The sequence below is a fragment of the Paracoccus sp. 22332 genome (assembly GCF_052045125.1).
Classification (GTDB): Bacteria; Pseudomonadota; Alphaproteobacteria; order Rhodobacterales; family Rhodobacteraceae; genus Paracoccus; species Paracoccus haematequi_A.
Window position 1 is genome coordinate 111,069 of record NZ_JBQEOI010000006.1, and the last position, 19,090, is coordinate 130,158.

14 protein-coding genes and 1 tRNA gene are annotated in these 19,090 nt (G+C 65.4%); 6 read left to right on the forward strand and 9 right to left on the reverse strand.

Going from position 1 to position 19,090, the window contains the following annotated elements; all coding sequences use genetic code 11:
- The first annotated feature begins 8 nt into the window (after positions 1-8).
- A complete protein-coding gene (locus ACTJI6_RS09305; RefSeq protein ID WP_440800042.1) occupies positions 9-1,160 on the forward strand; it encodes an MFS transporter in 1,152 nt (383 codons plus the stop codon).
- 29 nt (positions 1,161-1,189) lie between these two features.
- Here ACTJI6_RS09305 and panB read toward each other — a convergent pair whose 3' ends face one another.
- A complete protein-coding gene (gene panB / locus ACTJI6_RS09310; RefSeq protein ID WP_440800044.1) occupies positions 1,190-1,999 on the reverse strand; it encodes a 3-methyl-2-oxobutanoate hydroxymethyltransferase in 810 nt (269 codons plus the stop codon).
- An 8-nt stretch (positions 2,000-2,007) separates the two neighbouring features.
- A complete protein-coding gene (gene panC / locus ACTJI6_RS09315) occupies positions 2,008-2,859 on the reverse strand; it encodes a pantoate--beta-alanine ligase (RefSeq protein ID WP_440800046.1) in 852 nt (283 codons plus the stop codon).
- A 168-nt stretch (positions 2,860-3,027) separates the two neighbouring features.
- Here panC and ACTJI6_RS09320 point away from each other — a divergent pair, with 168 nt between their 5' ends.
- Positions 3,028-5,520, forward strand: a complete 2,493-nt coding sequence (locus ACTJI6_RS09320; RefSeq protein WP_440800048.1) for a GcvT family protein — start codon at positions 3,028-3,030, stop codon at positions 5,518-5,520.
- A gap of 46 nt (positions 5,521-5,566) precedes the next feature.
- Here the strand turns inward: ACTJI6_RS09320 and ACTJI6_RS09325 are convergent, their stop codons facing one another.
- The 3 genes from ACTJI6_RS09325 to ACTJI6_RS09335 all read right to left on the reverse strand — a co-directional run bounded on the left by ACTJI6_RS09325 (position 5,567) and on the right by ACTJI6_RS09335 (position 6,491).
- Positions 5,567-6,121 (reverse strand): TetR/AcrR family transcriptional regulator, encoded by a 555-nt coding sequence (locus ACTJI6_RS09325; protein WP_440800050.1) that lies wholly within the window; start codon positions 6,119-6,121, stop codon positions 5,567-5,569.
- A gap of 149 nt (positions 6,122-6,270) precedes the next feature.
- A complete protein-coding gene (locus ACTJI6_RS09330) occupies positions 6,271-6,444 on the reverse strand; it encodes a hypothetical protein (RefSeq protein ID WP_440800052.1) in 174 nt (57 codons plus the stop codon).
- Positions 6,417-6,491 (reverse strand) — tRNA-Gly (locus ACTJI6_RS09335). The genes ACTJI6_RS09330 and ACTJI6_RS09335 overlap by 28 nt, the downstream gene beginning before the upstream one ends.
- A 157-nt stretch (positions 6,492-6,648) precedes the next feature.
- Between ACTJI6_RS09335 and ACTJI6_RS09340 the strand changes: the two genes are divergently transcribed.
- Complete coding sequence (locus tag ACTJI6_RS09340) at positions 6,649-7,266, forward strand: DUF5671 domain-containing protein (RefSeq protein WP_440800054.1); 618 nt, start codon at positions 6,649-6,651, stop codon at positions 7,264-7,266.
- Positions 7,259-7,633, forward strand: coding sequence for a hypothetical protein (locus ACTJI6_RS09345; protein WP_440800056.1), 375 nt, complete (start codon positions 7,259-7,261; stop codon positions 7,631-7,633). The genes ACTJI6_RS09340 and ACTJI6_RS09345 overlap by 8 nt, the downstream gene beginning before the upstream one ends.
- A 4-nt stretch (positions 7,634-7,637) precedes the next feature.
- Here the strand turns inward: ACTJI6_RS09345 and uvrA are convergent, their stop codons facing one another.
- Positions 7,638-10,490, reverse strand: a complete 2,853-nt coding sequence (gene uvrA, locus ACTJI6_RS09350; RefSeq protein WP_440800058.1) for an excinuclease ABC subunit UvrA — start codon at positions 10,488-10,490, stop codon at positions 7,638-7,640.
- Positions 10,491-10,674: 184 nt separating this feature from the next.
- Between uvrA and pyc the strand changes: the two genes are divergently transcribed.
- Together pyc and ACTJI6_RS09360 are read left to right on the forward strand one after the other, a co-directional pair.
- Positions 10,675-14,106 carry a pyruvate carboxylase gene (gene pyc, locus ACTJI6_RS09355; protein WP_440800060.1) on the forward strand — a complete coding sequence of 1,144 codons (3,432 nt, stop codon included), beginning with the start codon at positions 10,675-10,677 and terminating at the stop codon, positions 14,104-14,106.
- Between the two features lie 59 nt (positions 14,107-14,165).
- On the forward strand, positions 14,166-15,038 hold the full coding sequence (locus tag ACTJI6_RS09360; protein ID WP_440800062.1) for a MurR/RpiR family transcriptional regulator: 873 nt from the start codon (positions 14,166-14,168) through the stop codon (positions 15,036-15,038).
- A gap of 170 nt (positions 15,039-15,208) precedes the next feature.
- Here ACTJI6_RS09360 and ACTJI6_RS09365 read toward each other — a convergent pair whose 3' ends face one another.
- From ACTJI6_RS09365 to ACTJI6_RS09375, 3 genes are all read right to left on the reverse strand, one after another.
- Complete coding sequence (locus ACTJI6_RS09365) at positions 15,209-16,219, reverse strand: ABC transporter permease (RefSeq protein WP_440800064.1); 1,011 nt, start codon at positions 16,217-16,219, stop codon at positions 15,209-15,211.
- A gap of 42 nt (positions 16,220-16,261) precedes the next feature.
- Complete coding sequence (locus tag ACTJI6_RS09370; RefSeq protein WP_440800066.1) at positions 16,262-17,797, reverse strand: sugar ABC transporter ATP-binding protein; 1,536 nt, start codon at positions 17,795-17,797, stop codon at positions 16,262-16,264.
- Between the two features lie 79 nt (positions 17,798-17,876).
- Positions 17,877-18,803 carry a substrate-binding domain-containing protein gene (locus ACTJI6_RS09375; RefSeq protein WP_440800068.1) on the reverse strand — a complete coding sequence of 309 codons (927 nt, stop codon included), beginning with the start codon at positions 18,801-18,803 and terminating at the stop codon, positions 17,877-17,879.
- Positions 18,804-19,090 lie beyond the last annotated feature (287 nt).

The window sequence follows — 19,090 nt, forward strand, 5'->3', positions numbered from 1 at the left end:
GGATCGGGATGACGGCTGCTGTCGGGATCGGGGCGCGTTGGGCAGTATCCGCGCTGTTCTTTGCGAATGGGCTGGTGGTCGGAAGCTGGGCCCCGAAGCTGCCTGCGATGATGGCGCGGCTGGGGATCGGCGAATCGGTGGCGGGGCTGCTGGTCCTGTCGCTTGGGGTCGGGTCGATCTGCCTGATGCCGGTCTTTGGCGCCCTGGTGGCGCGGCGCGGGTCGGCCTGGGCGGTCAGGCTGGCGGCGGTGCTGTTCGCGCCCAGCCTGATCTGGATTTCGCTTGCGCCGACGGTGTGGGCGGTGGCGGCGGCGGTGCTGGTCTTCGGCGGGCTGATCGGCGCCATGGACGTGGCGATGAACGCCAATGCCGTGGCGGTCGAGCGCGCGCGACGGCGGGCGATCATGTCGTCCTGCCACGGGTTCTGGTCGCTGGGCGGCCTGGTGGGGGCAGGGGCTGGCGGCCTGGGCATCCAGGCGATGGGCGAGCTGGCCCATGCTGTCGTGGTGACGGGGTTCGTCGCCGCGATCCTGGCCTTGGCCTTTCCCCGGCTGCTGCGCGACGGCCCGGAAGGCGGGCACGCGCACCAGCCGCTGCGTCTGCCGCGCACGCCGCTGCCCTATCTGATCGGGGTGATGGCGCTGGCCTCGATGATCCCCGAGGGTGCGATCCTCGATTGGGCGGCGGTTTACCTGCAACGGGAAATGGGCGCCTCGCTTGCCCTGGCGGGCTGGGGTTTCGCCGCCTGCGCGGGGACCATGGCGGTGATGCGCTTCCTGGGGGACGCCATCCGGCGGCGGCATGGCGCGGTCAGGACGTTGCAGGCCAGCACGGTGGTCGCCATGGCGGGACTGGCGCTGGCAGCCCTGGCGGGATCGCCACCGCTGGCGCTGATCGGCTTTGGCTTGGCCGGGATCGGCATCGCCAACATGGTGCCGATCGCCTTTTCTGCGGCGGGCAACCTGCCCGGACTGGCGCAGGGGGTGGGGCTGTCGGTGGTGACGACGATGGGCTATTCCGGAATCCTGCTGGCGCCCGGAACCATCGGTTTCCTGGCCGAACGCACCGGCTTTTCGGTGATCTATCTGGGCCTGTCGCTGTTGCTGCTGGTGCCGCTGGCCCTGTCGCGACTGGCGCGCACGGCGGATTTCGAGGGCTAGCGACCAAGGCTCGCGCGGCGCGGGATCCGTCAGTGATAGACGTTCCCGTCACCCGGAAAGCCGCGGTCCCGGACGGCCGCCGCATAATCGGCGATGGCCTGATCCGCCTGCGCGCCCAGATCGGCGAATCTGTGGACGAAGCGGGGCACCCGGCCGGTCAGGCCCAGCATGTCGTCCAGCACCAGGATCTGCCCGTCGCAGCGGACCGAGGCGCCGATGCCGATGGTGGGTGCGGCCACTGCCTCGGTGATGCGGTCGGCCAGATCCTCGACCACGCCTTCGACGACGATGGCGAAGGCCCCGGCTTCGGCCACGTCGGCTGCGTCCTGGATATGGCCCGCCCAGCTGTCCGTTTCGCGCCCTTGGGTCTTGAAGCCGCCGAAGGTATGCGTCTGCTGCGGCGTCAGCCCGACATGGCCCATCACCGGGATGCCGCGTTCCGTCAGGAACCGGATCGTCGGCGCCATGCGGCTGCCGCCTTCCAGCTTGACCGCGCCGCAGCCGGTTTCGCCCATGATCCGGGCGGCGTTGCGGAAGGCCTGCTGGGGACTTTCCTCGTAGCTGCCGAAGGGCATGTCGATCACCACCATGGCGCGGCTGCTGCCCCGGACGACCGCCTGGCCGTGCAGGATCATCATCTCCATCGTCACGCCGATGGTGGATGGCAGGCCGTGGACCACCATGCCCAGGCTGTCGCCGACCAGGATGATGTCGGCATGGGGGTCCACCCTGGCCGCCAGCGGCGCGGTATAGGCGGTCAGCGCGACGATGGGGGTGGCGCCTTTGCGGGCAAGGATCTGGGGGGCGGTGACGCGCTTGACGGGGGCTTGGGCGGACATCGTATCGTTCAGCCTTTCGGATGCGCGACCCGCTGGTCGATCAGCAGCACGTCGCCGAAGCGGACGGCCAGCAGGATCGCCACCGGGCGCTGGATGGAGGCGATGCGCGACAGGTCGTCGGCATCGCGGATGTCGATGGAGCGGATTTCGGCCAGGGGTTCGGCGCGGATCATGCGGCGCAGTTCCGCGCGGATGGCGGCCAGGCCGGCGCCCTCGGCCACCATCCGCGCCGCGCGGTCCAGGGCGCGGGCCAGCACAGGGGCGGCGGCGCGCTGCGCAGGCGACAGGCGGCGGTTGCGCGACGACATGGCAAGGCCGTCGGCTTCGCGCACGGTGGGCACGGGCAGGATCTGCACCGGCACATCCAGATCAGCGACCATCCGCCTGATCACGGCAAGCTGCTGGTAATCCTTCTCGCCGAAGGCGGCGGCATGGGGCTGGACGATGTTGAACAGCTTCGTCACCACCGTCGCCACGCCCCGGAAATGGCCGGGGCGCAACCGGCCCATCAGCATCCGGGACAGGCCCGTCACCTCGACCACCGTCTGCGCGCCGGGACGATAGATGTCGGCGACGGTCGGCAGGAACACCGCGTCGCAGCCCGCCTTGCGCAGCAGGGCCAGGTCGCTTTCCTCGTCCCGAGGATAGGTCGCCAGATCCTCGTTCGGGCCGAACTGCGTGGGATTGACGAAGATCGAGGTCACGACCCGGCCGCCCCCCTGCGCCTCAAGCCAGGCCCGCGCCGCCGCGACCAGGGCCAGATGCCCGTCATGCAGCGCGCCCATCGTGGGCACTAGGGCCACGCGGCCCTGGCCCAGCCGCCAGTCGCGCATCGCCTGCCTGTCACGGCATATCTGCATCCGGTCCCCCATCCCCCCAGTGGCGCGCACCCTAAGGGACCGCTACAGATTCGCACAAGTGCTGCGTCGCAGCATGTCGCTTTTCGCCATTATAGGTCGGGCTTAACGAACCGTTTGGCGCGCGCCATGGCAGTAACAGGGCAACAACAAGCCTAGGGAGTCGCGCGGATGAAGTCGCATGTAAAGGTTCTTGTCGTCGGGGGCGGCGCGGTCGGCTGCGGCATCGCCCTGCATCTGGCCCGCGTCGGATGGGAAACCCTGCTGGTCGAGCGGGACGAGCTGACCGCCGGATCCACCTGGCACGCGGCGGGCCTGCTGCCGCTGTTCAACATGGGCTATGCGACGACCCATATCCACGATTATTCGGTCAAGCTGTATGCCGAACTGGAAGCCCAGACCGGCCTGAACGCGGGCTTCACGCGCTGCGGCAACCTGCGCATGGCCCAGACCGACGCCCGGATGGACGAATACATGCTGTATTCCGCCACCGCCGAGACGGTGGGGATCGAGCATGAATTCCTGTCGCCCCGGCAGATCAAGGACCGCTGGCCCCTGGTCCGAACCGAGGACTTGAAGGGCGCGTTGTTTCACCCGACCGATGGCTATATCAACCCCGCCGACGTGACCCAGGCGATGGCCAAGGGCGCGCGCATGGCCGGGGCCACGATCGAGCGCAAGATTCAGGTCAATGCCTACAAATGGACCGGCAGCGAATGGATCGTCACCTGCGAAAAGCTGGTGGAAAAGGGCGGCAACCTGGTCGGCTCGGGCGAGACCTTCGAGATCCGGGCCGAGCATGTCGTGACCGCGACCGGCAACCACGCGCAGCGCACCGCGCGCCTGCTGGGCATCAAGATCCCCGCGATCCCGGTCGAGCACCAGTATATCGTCACCGAACCCGACCCGGCCCTTGTCGGGTGGCGCGCCGAGGGCAATCCCGAACACCCGGTCCTGCGCGATGCCGACGCGAAATGGTATGTGCGCGAGGAACGCGGCGGCTGGATCCTGGGGCCGTATGAAAGGAACGCCCCCGCGCGGTTCCTTTATGACGTGCCCGACAGCTTCCGCGCCGACCTGTTCCCGCTGGATCTGGAACGGATCGAGGAAGAATACATGTCGATGATCCATCGGATCCCCAGTTCCGAGACGGTGGGGCTGAAGGACGATTTCAACGGCCCGATCTGCTATACTCCCGACGGCAACCCGCTGGTCGGTCCGGCGCCGGGGTTGCGCAACATGTGGCTGGCCGAGGGTTTCAGCTTCGGCATCACGGCGGCGGGCGGGGTCGGTCATTATCTGACGCAGATGATGGTCGAGGGCGAGGCCGAGATCGACATGGCGTCCCTGGATCCGCGCCGCTACGGCGGCTGGATGACCACGGAATATGCGGCCCGCAAGAATGAGGAAGCCTATGAGCACGTCTTCATCCTGCACCACCCCGACGAGGAACGCGAAGCCTGCCGCCCGCTGCGCACCTCGCCCGCCTATGACCGGCAGAAGGCGCGGGGCGCGCAGTTCGGCCATGTGAACGGCTGGGAACGCCCGAACTATTACGCGCCCGAGGGCTTCGACGACCATGCCAGCCGCAGCTTCCGCCGCGGCGGGTGGTGGCAATATGCCAAGGAGGAGGCCGAGGCGATCCGCAACGCGGCGGGCCTGATCGACGCCACGGCATTCGCCAAGCATACCGTCAAGGGGCCGGGGGCGACCGCCTTCCTGGACTGGCTGACCACCAACAAGCTGCCCAAGGTCGGCCGCATCAACCTGACCTATGCGCTGACCGATGCGGGCACGACGCGGACCGAATACACCATCGTCCGCCTAGCCGAGGACAGCTATTACCTGGTCTCGGCCGGGGCCTGGGCGGCCTATGACGGCGACCATCTGGTGAAATCCGCGCAGGACTTCATGGCGGCGGGCGGCGGATACGTCGGTATCCAGGACGTGACGACCCAGTGGGGGGTCTTTGCCCTGGCCGGGCCTGCATCCCGCGACATCCTGGCGAAACTGATCCGGGACGCTCAGCCGGAAACCGCGCTGTCGAACAAGCGCTTCCCCTGGCTGTTGGCCAAGCAGATCGAATTGGGCATGGTGCCGGTGAACGCCATCCGCGTCGCCTATACGGGCGAGCTTGGCTGGGAACTGCACCACCCGATCGAGATGCAGAACCACCTGTTCGACCGGCTGATGGAAGCGGGCGAGCCGCTGGGCATGAAACTGGTGGGCGCGCGGGCGCAGAACTGGCTGCGGCAGGAAAAATCCTATCGCGCCTTCGGCACGGAACTGGGCCGCGACGCGACGCCGCTGGAAGCCGGGCTGGACCGTTTCGTCGATCTGTCCAAGGATTTCCGCGGCAAGGCGGCGATGGAGGCCAAGGGCATCCGGTCGATGTGCGTCACGCTGCTGATCGACGGGCCGCAGGACGCCGATCCCTGGGGGCGCGAGGGGATTTTCCTGGACGGCCGGAAGGTCGGGCGCCTGACCTCGGGCGGCTATTCGGTGGCTTTTGGCAAGCAGATCGGCATGGGCTATGTCCGCCCCGACCTGGCTGCGCCAGGGACCAGGCTGAAGGTCCGCATGTTCCGCGACTTGTGGGATGCCGAAGTGGCCGAGGACAGCCCCTATGATCCGCAGAACGCCCGGATCCGCGTGGACGGCTGAAACTGCGCATTGCGCCTGCCGGTCAGCCGGTCAGCCGGTCAGCCGATCAGCCGATCAGCAGGCGCAACGCGACCTCGTATGAAGAGATCTCCAGGCGCGAATTCGACGGCCGGCGCTGACCCATGTTCAGCGCCGCATAGCCGTGCGTCAGCCCCCAGACAGCGGTTTCCAGGGCTGCTGCCGGGCGTCCCTGGACGAAGGGCGCGCACATCTGTTTCAGCACGAAATAGCTGCCAAGCGCGATCTTGCCCAACTCGGGGTCTTGGGTGGACAACTGGTCGAACATCAGCCGGAACAACCCTCTGCGCGAGGATGCGAACTGGATATAGGCCAGGTTCACGGCCAGAAGGCGCTGAAACGGATCGCTGTCGGACACGCCGTCGCGCGCGGCATTCAGGTGGTCCAGGAAGGACTGGAATCCGCAGGTCGCGATCGCGACCTTCAGCCCCGGCAACCCGCCGAAATGATGCGCCGGCGCGGCATGGGACACGCCTGCCCGTGCGGCAATTCGCCGCAGGGTCAACCCTTCGGTCCCGTCCTCGTCCAGGATGTCCATCCCGGCCTGAATCAGTAGCTGGGGCAGGTCAGGGCGCGGGGCCATCCCATCTCCATACTCAACTTGACAGTGTAAAGATAATCGACGAAAAATGCCGCGACCCGGATGGTTAACGGCACGCTCAGGAATGAGTCGGCCGTATTTTTTGCGCTTTTGTCAGGGGTTTCCGGGTCGCCTGCTTAAGCTCTGGCCTGTTATTGTTGTTTTTTCGAGTCATTGGTGATCGGGCCAGAGCCTTTTTGGGCGATCATAACCCCCATTGCAGATTCTGCAACCGAAAGGCGAATTTTTTTATCCGGAAAAAACAAAAGCCGGACCCGACGGTCCGGCTTTTTTTGTTTGGAGCGGGCGATGAGATTCGAACTCACGACCCTAACCTTGGCAAGGTTATGCTCTACCCCTGAGCTACGCCCGCATCCGTTCCCGATGGCGTATCGCCTTCGGTGAGCGGTGATTTATGGGACTGCGACGGGGGGTGCAAGAGGAAAATCGCCAAACCCCGCGAAATTTTCCGCCCCGTTGACAGGCTGGAGCAAAGCGCATGAACCTGCCCGGAAAAGGGGGCGTGCACGGTGGCGACGGTCGATCATCTTTCGGATTTCGTGCGCGAGGCGTTGGCGTCCGGCCATGACGCGGCGCGAATCCGCGCGGCGCTTGGCGGGGCGGGCTGGACGGGACCAGAGATCGACCAAGCCCTGTCCGCCTGGGATCCCGGCGACGACCTGCCGCCGGTGCCGCGCCCACGGCCCTATGTCTCGGCGCGCGAGGCGATGCTTTACGCGCTGCTGATGATCGCCTTGGTGCTGGTCTGCTATCATATCCTAGGACTGGGGTTTCAGGTAATAGACCGAGTTTTTCCCGACTTGGTGGACAGGGGACTGCGCGACAGCGGGTCGATGCGGTTTTCCATTGCCGCCCTTATCGCCTTTCTGCCGCTGTTCGTGGTACTGGACGCACGGATGGCGTGTCGCGACATCGGCTCTGATCCCCGGCGCCGGTCGCAGGCCCGCCGGGTCTTCGCGTCGATCACGGTGCTGGCGGCTGCCCTGGTGTTGCTGGGCGATGTGGTCGCCGCCGTCCATGCGTTTCTTTCAGGCGACCTGACGCCGCGCCTTGCGGCCAAGCTGGCCTTGGTCGCGCTGACCGGACTGCTGGTCGCCGCTTGCTACCGCGAGGATCTGGATGGCTAGGCGGTGGGCGGTTCATGGATTGACGGTGCTTGGCGTGACGGTGCTGGCTGCGGGGCTGGTCACCACAGGCGGGCCGGGGCAGGGTCGGGCAGAAAAGCGCGACCGGACGCGGGACAACGACCTCGCCCAGATCGAGACGCTGCTCAACTGCAAGACGCAACAGGCGGGGCAGGTCGTGGTCGATCCGACCCCGACCGAGGCTTGCCCGATGACGCCCCGCTTGGCCGATCCCTTTACCGCCGCACCCTATCGCGTCGAACTTGTGCCGCCCGACAGCGTCCGCCTTTGTGCAGACTTTGAACAGCCGGCAGAAATGTCCCTGCGCGACGAGGCAGGATGCAGGGTGAGGCGGATAGAAATTCGCTAGACCGTCATTCCGCCGCCCGCACCCGAGCGGGTTTCAGCATCGGCGCCAGATAGCGGCCAGTATGGCTTTCGGGAACCTTGGCGACGTCCTCGGGGGTGCCCTCGGCGATGATGCGTCCGCCGCCGTCGCCGCCTTCCGGCCCGATGTCGATGATCCAGTCGGCGGTCTTGATGACATCCAGGTTGTGTTCGATCACCACCACCGTATTGCCCTCATCGACCAGGTGGTGCAGCACTTCCAGCAGCTTGCGCACGTCCTCGAAATGCAAGCCGGTGGTCGGTTCGTCCAGGATATAGAGGGTCTTGCCGGTGGACTGGCGGGCCAGTTCCTTGGCCAGCTTGACCCGCTGCGCCTCGCCCCCCGACAGGGTGGTGGCCTGCTGGCCGACCTTCACATAGCCCAGGCCCACCTGCATCAGCGCGTCCATCTTTGACCGGATCGAGGGCACGGCCTTGAAGAATTCCTGCCCTTCTTCGATGGTCATGTCCAGAACGTCGGCGATGGACTTGCCCTTGAACTGCACCTCCAGCGTTTCGCGGTTATAGCGCTTGCCCTTGCAAGTCTCGCAGGTGACATAGACATCGGGCAGGAAGTGCATCTCGATCTTGATGACGCCGTCGCCCTGGCAAGCCTCGCAACGCCCGCCCTTGACGTTGAAGCTGAAGCGGCCGGGTTTATAGCCGCGCGCCTTGGATTCGGGCAGGCCCGCATACCAGTCGCGGATCGGCGTATAGGCGCCGGTATAGGTCGCGGGGTTCGACCGGGGCGTGCGGCCGATGGGCCGCTGGTCGATGTCGATCACCTTGTCCAGATGCTCCAGCCCCTTGATCGTCTCGCAGGGGGCGGGGGTCTGGCGCGCGCCGTTCAGGCGCAGGCTGGCGGTCTTGAACAGCGTCTCGATGGTCAGCGTGGACTTGCCGCCGCCCGAGACGCCGCTGACGCAGACGAACTTGCCCAGCGGGAATTCCGCCGTGACGTTCTTGAGGTTGTTGCCGGTGGCCTTGACGACCTTGACCGCCTTGCCGTTGCCCTTGCGGCGTTGGGCGGGCACGGCGATTTCCCGCGCGCCCGACAGGTACTGGCCGGTCAGGCTGGCCGGATCGGCGGCGATCTCCTCGGGCGTGCCCTGGCTGACCACGGTGCCGCCATGGACGCCCGCGCCCGGCCCCATGTCGAAAACGTAGTCGGCATGGCGGATCGCGTCCTCGTCATGTTCGACCACGATGACCGAATTGCCCTGGTCGCGCAGACCCTTCAGCGTGTCCAGCAGCCGATCGTTGTCGCGCTGATGCAGGCCGATGCTGGGTTCGTCCAGCACATACAGCACGCCCGTAAGCCCGCTGCCGATCTGGCTTGCCAGCCGGATCCGCTGGCTTTCCCCACCCGACAGCGTGCCCGCCGCGCGGCTTAGCGTCAGGTAATCCAGGCCCACATTCACCAGGAAGCCCAGCCGTTCGCGGATTTCCTTGAAGATCGCCACGGCGATCTCGTTCTTCTGCCTGGACAGGTGCTTGGGCGCGGCCTCGATCCAGGCCAGAGCCTCGCGGATCGACAGCTCCACCACCTCGCCGATGTGGTTTCCGGCGATCTTCACCGCCAGCGCCTCGGGCTTCAGGCGATAGCCGTGGCAGGCGCCGCAGGGACGGTTGTTCTGATACCGCTCGAATTCCTCGCGCACCCAGGCGCTGTCGGATTCGCGTAACCGGCGTTCCATGTTGGGGATCACGCCCTCGAACACGCGGGTGACGTTATAGACCCGCCCGGCATCGTCGAAGCGGAAGGCGATCTCCTCGGCCCCCGAGCCGTGCAGGAACATCCGCTGCACATCGGCGGGCAGATCCTTCCAAGGCGTTTTCTTGTCAAAGCCGTAATGCTTGGCAAGCGCGTTGATCGTCTGGGTCAGATAGGCCGATTTCGACTTGGCCCAGGGCGCGATGGCACCCTTGTCCACGGACAGGGCAGCGTCCGGCACCACCAGCCTTTCGTCGAAGAACAGTTCCGCCCCCAGCCCGTCGCAGACCGGGCAGGCGCCCAGCGGCGCGTTGAAGCTGAACAGGCGCGGCTCGATGTCCGGGATGGTGAAGCCGCTGACCGGGCAGGCGAAGTTCTCGCTGAAGGTGGTGCGTTCCGGGTCATCGCCCGCCGTTTCCACGATGGCGATGCCGTCGGCCAGGTCCAGGGCGGTGCGCAGGGAATCGGCCAGCCGCGTCTCCAGCCCCTCGCGAACGACGATCCGGTCCACCACCACGTCGATGTCGTGGCGGAATTTCTTGTCCAAGGTGGGCGGCTCGTCCAGCTCGTGGAACTGGCCGTTCACCTTGACCCGCTGGAAACCCTGCTTGCGAAGCTCCAGGAACTCCTTCTTGTATTCGCCCTTGCGGTCCCGGACGATGGGCGCTAGCAGATAGGCGCGGGTGCCCTCGGGCATCTCCATGATCCGGTCCACCATGTCCTGGACCTGCTGCGCCTCGATCGGCAGGCCGGTGGCGGGGGAATAGGGAGTTCCGGCGCGGGCGAACAGCAGCCGCAGATAGTCATAGATTTCCGTGACCGTGCCCACCGTGGACCGGGGGTTCTTCGACGTGGTCTTCTGTTCGATGCTGATCGCGGGCGACAGGCCGCTGATATGGTCCACGTCGGGCTTGCCCATCATATCCAGGAACTGCCGGGCATAGGCCGACAGGCTTTCCACATAACGGCGCTGCCCCTCGGCATAGATCGTGTCGAAGGCCAGGCTGGACTTGCCCGATCCCGACAGCCCGGTGATGACCACCAGCTTGTCGCGCGGGATGTCCATGTCCACGCCCTTGAGGTTGTGTTCGCGCGCGCCGCGAACCTCGATGAACTTCTGTTCCATGCTGCGTCCCTGGCCGACCAAGCGCATCAGATAGGGGCGCGGTTCCAAAAAGCAACCGCAAAATGGGAACATCATGCGAACACGACCTTGCGTAAACCTTTTGTTGCAGCCGGGCCGACGCGCCGCTTGCGCTGCGCTGCGGCATCGCTAGTGTTTCGCGCAACTGCGAAGGGGGACCGCGCGAATGTTTCAGAAAATCCTGATCGCCAACCGTGGCGAGATTGCGATCCGCGTGATGCGGGCGGCCAACGAGTTGGGCAAGAAGACGGTGGCCGTCTATGCCGAGGAGGACAAGCTGGGCCTGCACCGCTTCAAGGCGGACGAGGCCTATCGGATCGGCGAGGGGCTGGGGCCGGTGGCGGCTTACCTCTCGATCCCCGAGATCATCCGGGTGGCGAAGGAATCGGGCGCGGACGCGATCCATCCGGGCTATGGGTTGTTGTCGGAAAACCCCGATTTCGTGGACGCCTGCAAGGCCGCAGGGATCACCTTCATCGGCCCGCGCGCGGACACCATGCGGGCACTTGGCGACAAGGCGTCGGCGCGGCGCGTGGCGATCCAGGCGGGCGTGCCGGTCATCCCCGCGACCGAGGTGCTGGGCGACGACTTCGAGGCGATCAAGGCCGAGGCCGGGGAAATCGGCTATCCGCTGATGCTCAAGGCGTCCTGGGGCGGCGGCGGGCGCGGGATGCGGCCGATCAACGGGCCGGACGAGCTGGCCGAAAAGGTCCGCGAAGGGCGCCGCGAGGCCGAGGCCGCCTTCGGCAACGGCGAGGGTTATCTGGAAAAGATGATCCTGCGCGCCCGCCATGTCGAGGTGCAACTGCTGGGCGACACGCATGGCGGCCTTTATCACCTGTATGAACGCGACTGCACCGTGCAGCGCCGCAACCAGAAGGTCGTCGAACGCGCCCCGGCCCCCTATCTGACCGACGAACAGCGCGCCGAGGTCTGCGAGCTGGCGCTGAAGATCGGCCGCGCCGTGGGCTATCAGAACGCCGGGACGGTCGAGTTCCTGATGGATATGGACAGCCAGCGGTTCTACTTCATCGAGGTGAACCCGCGCGTCCAGGTCGAACACACCGTGACCGAGGAGGTCACCGGCATCGACATCGTGCAGTCCCAGATCCGCATCGCCGAGGGCGCGACCCTGGCCGAGGCGACAGGCGTTCCCAGCCAGGACAAGATCACGCTGTCGGGCCACGCGCTGCAATGCCGCGTCACGACCGAGGATCCGCTGAACAACTTCATCCCGGATTACGGCCGGATCACCGCCTATCGCAGCGCCACCGGCAACGGCATCCGCCTGGACGGCGGCACGGCCTATTCCGGCGGCGTGATCACCCGCTATTACGATTCGCTGTTGGTCAAGGTCACGGCCTGGGCGCAGACGCCCGAGGGGGCGATCCGGCGGATGGATCGCGCGTTGCGCGAATTCCGGGTGCGCGGGGTCAGCACGAACATCGACTTCGTGATCAACCTGTTGAAGCACCCGACCTTCCTGGACGACACCTATACGACCAAGTTCATCGACACGACGCCGGATCTGTTCCAGTTCGGCAAGCGCCAGGACCGGGCCACCAAGATCCTGACCTATCTCGCCGACATCAGCGTGAACGGGCATCCCGAAACCGCAGGCCGCGCCATGCCCCCCGCCCAGGCGCGCCCGCCGGTGCCGCCCGCCCCGAAAGCGCCGCCCGCGCCCGGCACCCGGCAGTTGCTGGAGGAGAAGGGCGCGCAGGCCGTGGCCGACTGGATGGCCGCGCAAACGCGCCTGCTGATGACCGACACCACCATGCGCGACGGCCACCAGTCGCTGCTGGCGACCCGGATGCGGTCCATCGACATGATCCGCGTGGCGCCCTCCTACGCCGCGAACCTGCCGCAACTGTTCAGCGTCGAATGCTGGGGCGGGGCGACCTTCGACGTGGCCTACCGCTTCCTCCAGGAATGCCCCTGGCAGCGGCTGCGCGACATCCGAGAGCGGATGCCCAACCTGATGACGCAGATGCTGCTGCGGGCGTCCAACGGCGTTGGCTACACCAACTATCCCGACAACGTGGTCCAGTCCTTCGTGCGTCAGGCGGCGGACAGCGGCGTTGACGTGTTCCGCGTCTTCGACAGCCTCAACTGGGTCGAGAACATGCGCGTCGCCATGGACGCGGTGATCGACAGCGGCAAGATCTGCGAGGGCACGGTCTGCTATACCGGCGACATGCTGGACCCTGATCGGTCCAAGTATGACCTGGCCTATTACGTGAAGACCGCCCAAGACCTGAAGGCCGCCGGCGCGCATGTGCTGGGGCTGAAGGACATGGCGGGCCTGCTGAAGCCCGCCGCCGCGCGGATTCTCATCAAGGCGCTGAAGGAGGAGGTGGGCCTGCCTGTCCACTTCCACACCCACGACACGTCGGGGCTGGCCGCCGCGACGATCCTGGCGGCCGCCGAGGCGGGAGTGGACGCGGTCGATGCGGCCATGGACGCCTTCTCGGGCGGCACCTCGCAGCCCTGCTTGGGGTCCATCGTCGAGGCGCTGGAGGGGACTGAGCGCGACACCGGCCTCGACATCGCGGCGATCCGCCAGATCAGCAACTACTGGGAGCGCGTGCGCGAGACCTACGCCGCGTTCGAAAGCGGCCTGCAATCCCCAGCATCGGAGGTCTACCTGCACGAGATGCCGGGGGGGCAGTTCACCAACCTCAAGGCGCAGGCCCGGTCGATGGGGCTGGAGGATCGCTGGCACGAGGTGGCCCAGGCCTATGCCGACGTGAACCGCATGTTCGGCGATATCGTGAAGGTCACGCCGTCGTCGAAGGTGGTGGGCGACATGGCGCTGATGATGGTGGCCCAGGGGCTGACGCCCGCGCAGGTGCTGGACCCGGCCACCGAGGTCAGCTTCCCCGACAGCGTGGTGGACATGATGAAGGGCAACCTGGGCCAGCCCCCCGGCGGCTGGCCCGAGGCCTTGCAGCGCAAGGTGCTGAAGGGCGAGGCGCCGATCACCGACCGCCCCGGCGCGCATCTGGAGCCGGTGGACATCGAGGCCACCCGCGCGAAGCTGTCGGCCGACCTGGGTGTCGAGATCGACGACGAGGATCTGAACGGCTACCTGATGTATCCCAAGGTCTTCACCGACTACATGGCGCGGCACGAGACCTATGGCCCGGTCCGCACCCTGCCCACGCGCAACTTCTTCTACGGCATGGAGCCGGGCGACGAGATCAGCGTCGAGATCGACCCCGGCAAGACCCTGGAGGTGCGCTTCCTGACCATCGGCGAGACCGACGAGAAGGGCGAGGTCAAGGTCTTCTTCGAACTGAACGGCCAGCCCCGCCAGGTCCGCGTGCCGAACCGCAAGGCCACCGGCACCAAGGCCGCCCGTCCCAAGGCCGATCCCTCGAACGCGGGCCATGTCGGCGCGCCGATGCCGGGCGTCGTGGCCTCGGTCGCGGCGGCGGCAGGGGCCAAGATCCGCCAGGGCGACCTGCTGCTGACCATCGAGGCGATGAAGATGGAAACCGGCCTTCACGCCGACCGCGACGGCACCATCAAGGCCGTCCACGTCCGCCCCGGCGAACAGATCGACGCGAAAGACCTGCTGGTCGAGGTGGAGTAGCGGAGAGAGGACTTGGCCTCTTGCAATATTTGTTGCAGACTTCCGATCGGAGGAACGCCATGCCCCTGAACGCCCCCCCTAAAGACTACGAAGAGCTGATCCGGGTCATCCATGACCGCCACGATCAGATGAGCAAGACCTATCAGCGCATCGCCGTCTATCTGACCCAGAACCCCAACGAGGTCGCTGTCCATTCGGTCAATGCCATCGCCGAGCGGTGCGGCATTCACGCCTCCAGCTTCGTGCGGTTTGCGCAATCCTTGGGCTACAAGGGTTTCAAGGAACTGCAGGCGCTGTTCCAGAAGCGGCTGGCCACCGCCGCCCCGGGCTTCGAGGCGCGGGTCAAGGCGCTCGAAAGCGAATTGAAGGGCGCCGGTGATCCGACCGAGATCGGCTTTCTGCGAGATCTGGTCGTGCGCGACATCGCTTCGTTGCAGCAATTGCTAGACGAGGTCATTCAGGACGATCTCGCACTGGCCGCGGACCTGCTGGACCGTGCAGACATCGTCTATCTGGTCGGACAGTTGCGCTCATCCCCTGTGGTTGAACTTTTACGTTACGTGCTGACCATGCTGGGCAAGCGCTGCGTGCTGCTGGACCCCGGCGGCGGGCTTGCCACTCATATGGCCCGAACGATCCGCACGACCGATGTATTGTTGGCGGTTTCGTTCCGCTTCTATGCCAACGAGGTGGTGAACGTGGTCGAGGAAGCAGGCCAGAAGGGCATTGACATCATCGCCATCTCGGACAGCACCTTGTCGCCCCTGGCGCGATGGGCGCGGGTGCTGTTTCCGGTGCCCGAGCACGACTACACCTTCTCGCGTTCGCTGGCCGCGCCGATGTGTCTTGCACAGGCATTGGTCGTGGCCGTGGCGGCCCGGGTGCAGCAAAATGTGGACGATCCGCGCATCCCGACCGTCACCGGGACATAGATCCCCGGCCAGCCCTGCAATGCCTGATCGCCCCGGCATTATCGGGCGCAAAATTCGCCAGACGGCCCCACCTCGCCAGCTGATGACACTGACCAGGTCCGTTACCACCGCGTCGGCAACAGGATCGCCTTGGCCCGGAGCAATGGACTCCGGCCAAGGCCTGGGGAAGGTCAGGCCGTCTTGCGCGCCTTCTGGCGGAAGGTATCGGCCACCACGGCGGCGATGATGATGATGCCCTTGACGATCTCTTGATAGAAGGCATCGACCCGCAGGAAGGTGAAGCCCGACATCATCAGGCCGAGGATCAGCGTTCCGATCACCGTGCCGAAGATCCGCCCCCGGCCGCCCGCCAACGAGGTGCCGCCGATTACCGCCGCGGCGATGGCGTCAAGCTCATACATCATGCCCATCCCGGCCTGCGCGGTCTCGGCCCGGGCAGCGGTCACGATCCCGGCCAGACCCGCCAGCAGGCCGGCAATGGCATAAACCTTGACCAGATGGCGCTGCACATTGATGCCCGAGACGCGCGCCGCCTGCGGGTTCGCGCCGATGGCATAGGTGAACTTGCCATAGCGGGTATAGCGCAACGCGACGTGAAAGATCAGCGCCACCGCCAGGAAGATGAAGACCGGCCATGCGCCCGAGCCGATGGCGGCGAAGCTATCGGTCGGAAAGCTGATCGGCTGGCCCTTGGTATACCACTTGGCGATGCCGCGCGCCGTCACCATCATGCCGAGCGTGGCGATGAAGGGCGGGATTCCCGTCCAGGCGATCAGCGCACCGTTGATCATCCCGGCAAGCAGCCCCAGCCCCAATCCCACGGCCAGCGGCACGATCACCGGAAGATCGGTCAGCGCCGGATACATGGCGCGTGCAAAATCGCTCGACTGCGCCACGCTCATGGTGATCATCGCCGTCATGGCGACGACCGAACCGGACGACAGATCGATGCCGCCGGTGATGATGACCTGCGTGACGCCGATGGCAATGATGCCGACGACCGATACCTGAAGGATCATGATCGTCAGGCGACGGGAATTCATCAGGAAGCTCTGTCCCTGAAAAATCCAGCCTAGGAACTCGAAGACCAGGGCGACGGCTACCAGCACCAGCAGGATGTTCAGTTCTTGCGGCAGGCTGCGCCGCCGCGGCTTGACAGGTTCGATCTGCACATTTTCCATGAAAATAGTCCTCCTCCTCGGGCGCCGGGCGCCGCATCGGCCTCAGCGGGCCGCCAGTTCCATGATTTTCACCTGATTGGCTTCGGCCCGGTCCAGAATGCCTGTCATGTGGCCCTCGTGCATGACCATGATCCGGTCGGACATGCCCAGAACCTCGGGCAATTCGGACGAGATCATGATGACGGCCACGCCCTGCTGCGCCAGGCGCGAGATCAGGCGGTGGATTTCCGCCTTGGCGCCTACGTCGATACCGCGGGTCGGCTCGTCGAGGATCAGGATGCGCGGCTTGGTCAGAAGCCAGCGCGCAATCAGCACCTTCTGCTGGTTGCCGCCCGACAGGTTCTCGATCCGCTCCTCAAGGTTCGGGGTTTTGATGCGAAGCGCGCCCTTCATTTCCTCGCAAAGACTGACCAGGCCGCGTTCATCGACGCAGCCCAACTTGACATGGCCGTCCCGCAGGGCCGCGATCTGCATGTTTTCAAGGATCGTCAGCGGCAGGAAGCAGCCGGTCGCCTTACGATCCTCGGTTAGAAGCGCCATGCCCTCGCGCATCGCATCGGCGGGCGAGGCGATCCTGACCTCGCGGCCGTCGATGCGGATCGTGCCCTCGGTGGCAGGCGTCACTCCGAAAAGAGCTTCCGCAACGTTCGAACGGCCCGATCCGACCAGCCCCGCCAATCCAAGGATCTCGCCCCGGCGCAAATCGAACGTGATGCTGTGAAAGATGCCCGGCAGGCACAGGTTTTCGACCGACAGGATGACATCGCCGATCTCGGCTTCTTCCTTGGGGAACATCTCGGTGATCTCGCGCCCGACCATCATGCGGATGATGTCGTCGCGGGTCACATCGGCGCTGGCATGGGTGCCGACATATTTACCATCGCGGAAGACCGAGAATTCGTCGGCGATCTCGAACAGCTCGTTCATCTTGTGGGTGATATAGACGATCGCCACACCGCGCGCCTTCACGTCGCGGATGATGTCGAACAGATGCTCGACCTCGGTTTCCGTGATGGCCGAGGTGGGTTCGTCCATGATCAGCACCTGCGAGCGGTGACTGACCGCCTTGGCGATTTCCACCATCTGGCGCTGCGCGACGGTCAGCGTGCTGATCTGCGCTGTCGGATTGATCTTCAGTTTAAGCTGCACAAACAGTTCGCGCGTCATCTCGGTCATCTTGCGATGGTCGATCAGGCCAAGCGCATTGGTCGGCTCACGCCGGATCCAGATGTTTTCGGCGACCGTCATCCAGTCCATCAGCGCCAATTCCTGATGGATCATGGCGATGCCCTGTTCCAGCGCGTCCAGCGGGCTTTTGAGAACAACCTCCTCGCCGCGCAGCCGGATCGTGCCGCGGTCGGGCGTATAGATGCCGGCGATGATCTTCATCAGCGTGGATTTGCCCGCGCCGTTCTCGCCCATCAGCGCGTGGACGGAACCGGGACGCAGCCGGAACTGAACATCGTCCAGCGCGACCACGCCAGGAAATTCTTTACGAATGCCCTCGATCTCGAGGATGTAGGGCAGGCTTTTCTGCTTGTAGCGGTCAATCGCCTCCAGCGTGTTCGTCGATACCATTTTCCCCCCAAGGACTGACGGGGACACAGCCCCGGTATTGAGGCCCGGGCATCCGGCGCGGGCCGGATGCCCGCCCAGATCAGTTTTGTTCCTTGTATTCGGCGACGTTCTCGGGCGTCACCAGTTCGAACGGAACGGCCACACGCTGTTCGAAGTCCTCGCCGCGGGCGATCTTCAGCACGGTATCCAGCGAGCCTTCCCCCTGCCCTTTTGCGGATTGATAGACGGTGACATCCAGGTCCCCGGCCTCGACCGCCGCCAGGGCGTCCTGAGTAGCATCGACGCCGCCGACGAACACATCGTCCATCGAAATGCCCGAGGCCTTCAGCGCCTGAATGGCGCCCAGAGCCATCTCGTCATTGTTCGAGAAGACGGCGACAGGCTGCATCCCCGAGGTCAGCCAGTTGGTCATCAGGTCCAGCGCAGGCGTTCGCATCCAGTTCGCCGACTGCGAATCCAGCACGTTGATGCCAGCGCAATCGTCCGATGCCAGCACACGTTCAACCGCCGCCGTGCGGCCGCGCTGGCCGGTGGTGCCCAGCTGTCCCATCAGGATGACCGCATCGCCTTCGCCGCCCATCAGCCGGCACATCTCGGTCGCCTGCAACTCGCCGGCCTGTTCTTCGTCCGAACCGACCCAAGCCTGCTTTTCGGGGAATTCGTCCATATTGGCGGGAAGCATGTTGACGAAAACCAGCGGCACATCCGACCGTTCAGCGATACGCGACATCGCCTGCCCGGAATCGGCATCGACCAGCATCACGATGATGCCGTCCACGCCCGAGGCGACGAAGTTCTCGATCTGGGACTGCTGACGGGCGATATCGCCCTGCGCATCCTCCATCTGGACCTCGACGCCCAGATCGCCGGCATGGCGCTGGATGTTCTGGCGCAGCACGGTCAGATAGTTATCGTCGAACAGCGACATGGCAACGCCGATCGTTTCGGCCTGGGCCGTTCCCGCCATCAGTGCGCAGAATGCAGTCGCCGTCGCAATTTTCTTCATCATTTCGGTCTTTCCTCCTCCTGTTACGTCCGCCCGATCTCGCGTCGGACAACACCCAGACATGGATGCGACAAGACAACATCAAGCCCGTGGGGAACTGCCGCTCCGCCACGCATAGTCCAACCTGATGACGACCTCCCGCCATGCCCCTGCACGCTGTCGAGCAGAACGCAGTCCCGCCCGCCGCGACAAGGCAGGGGATTCCCCCATGCCTTGCAACTCACACTATCCGTTCGGCAACACGATTGCAATAAAAATTGCCAATGGCGCATTCAGCAATTAATGCT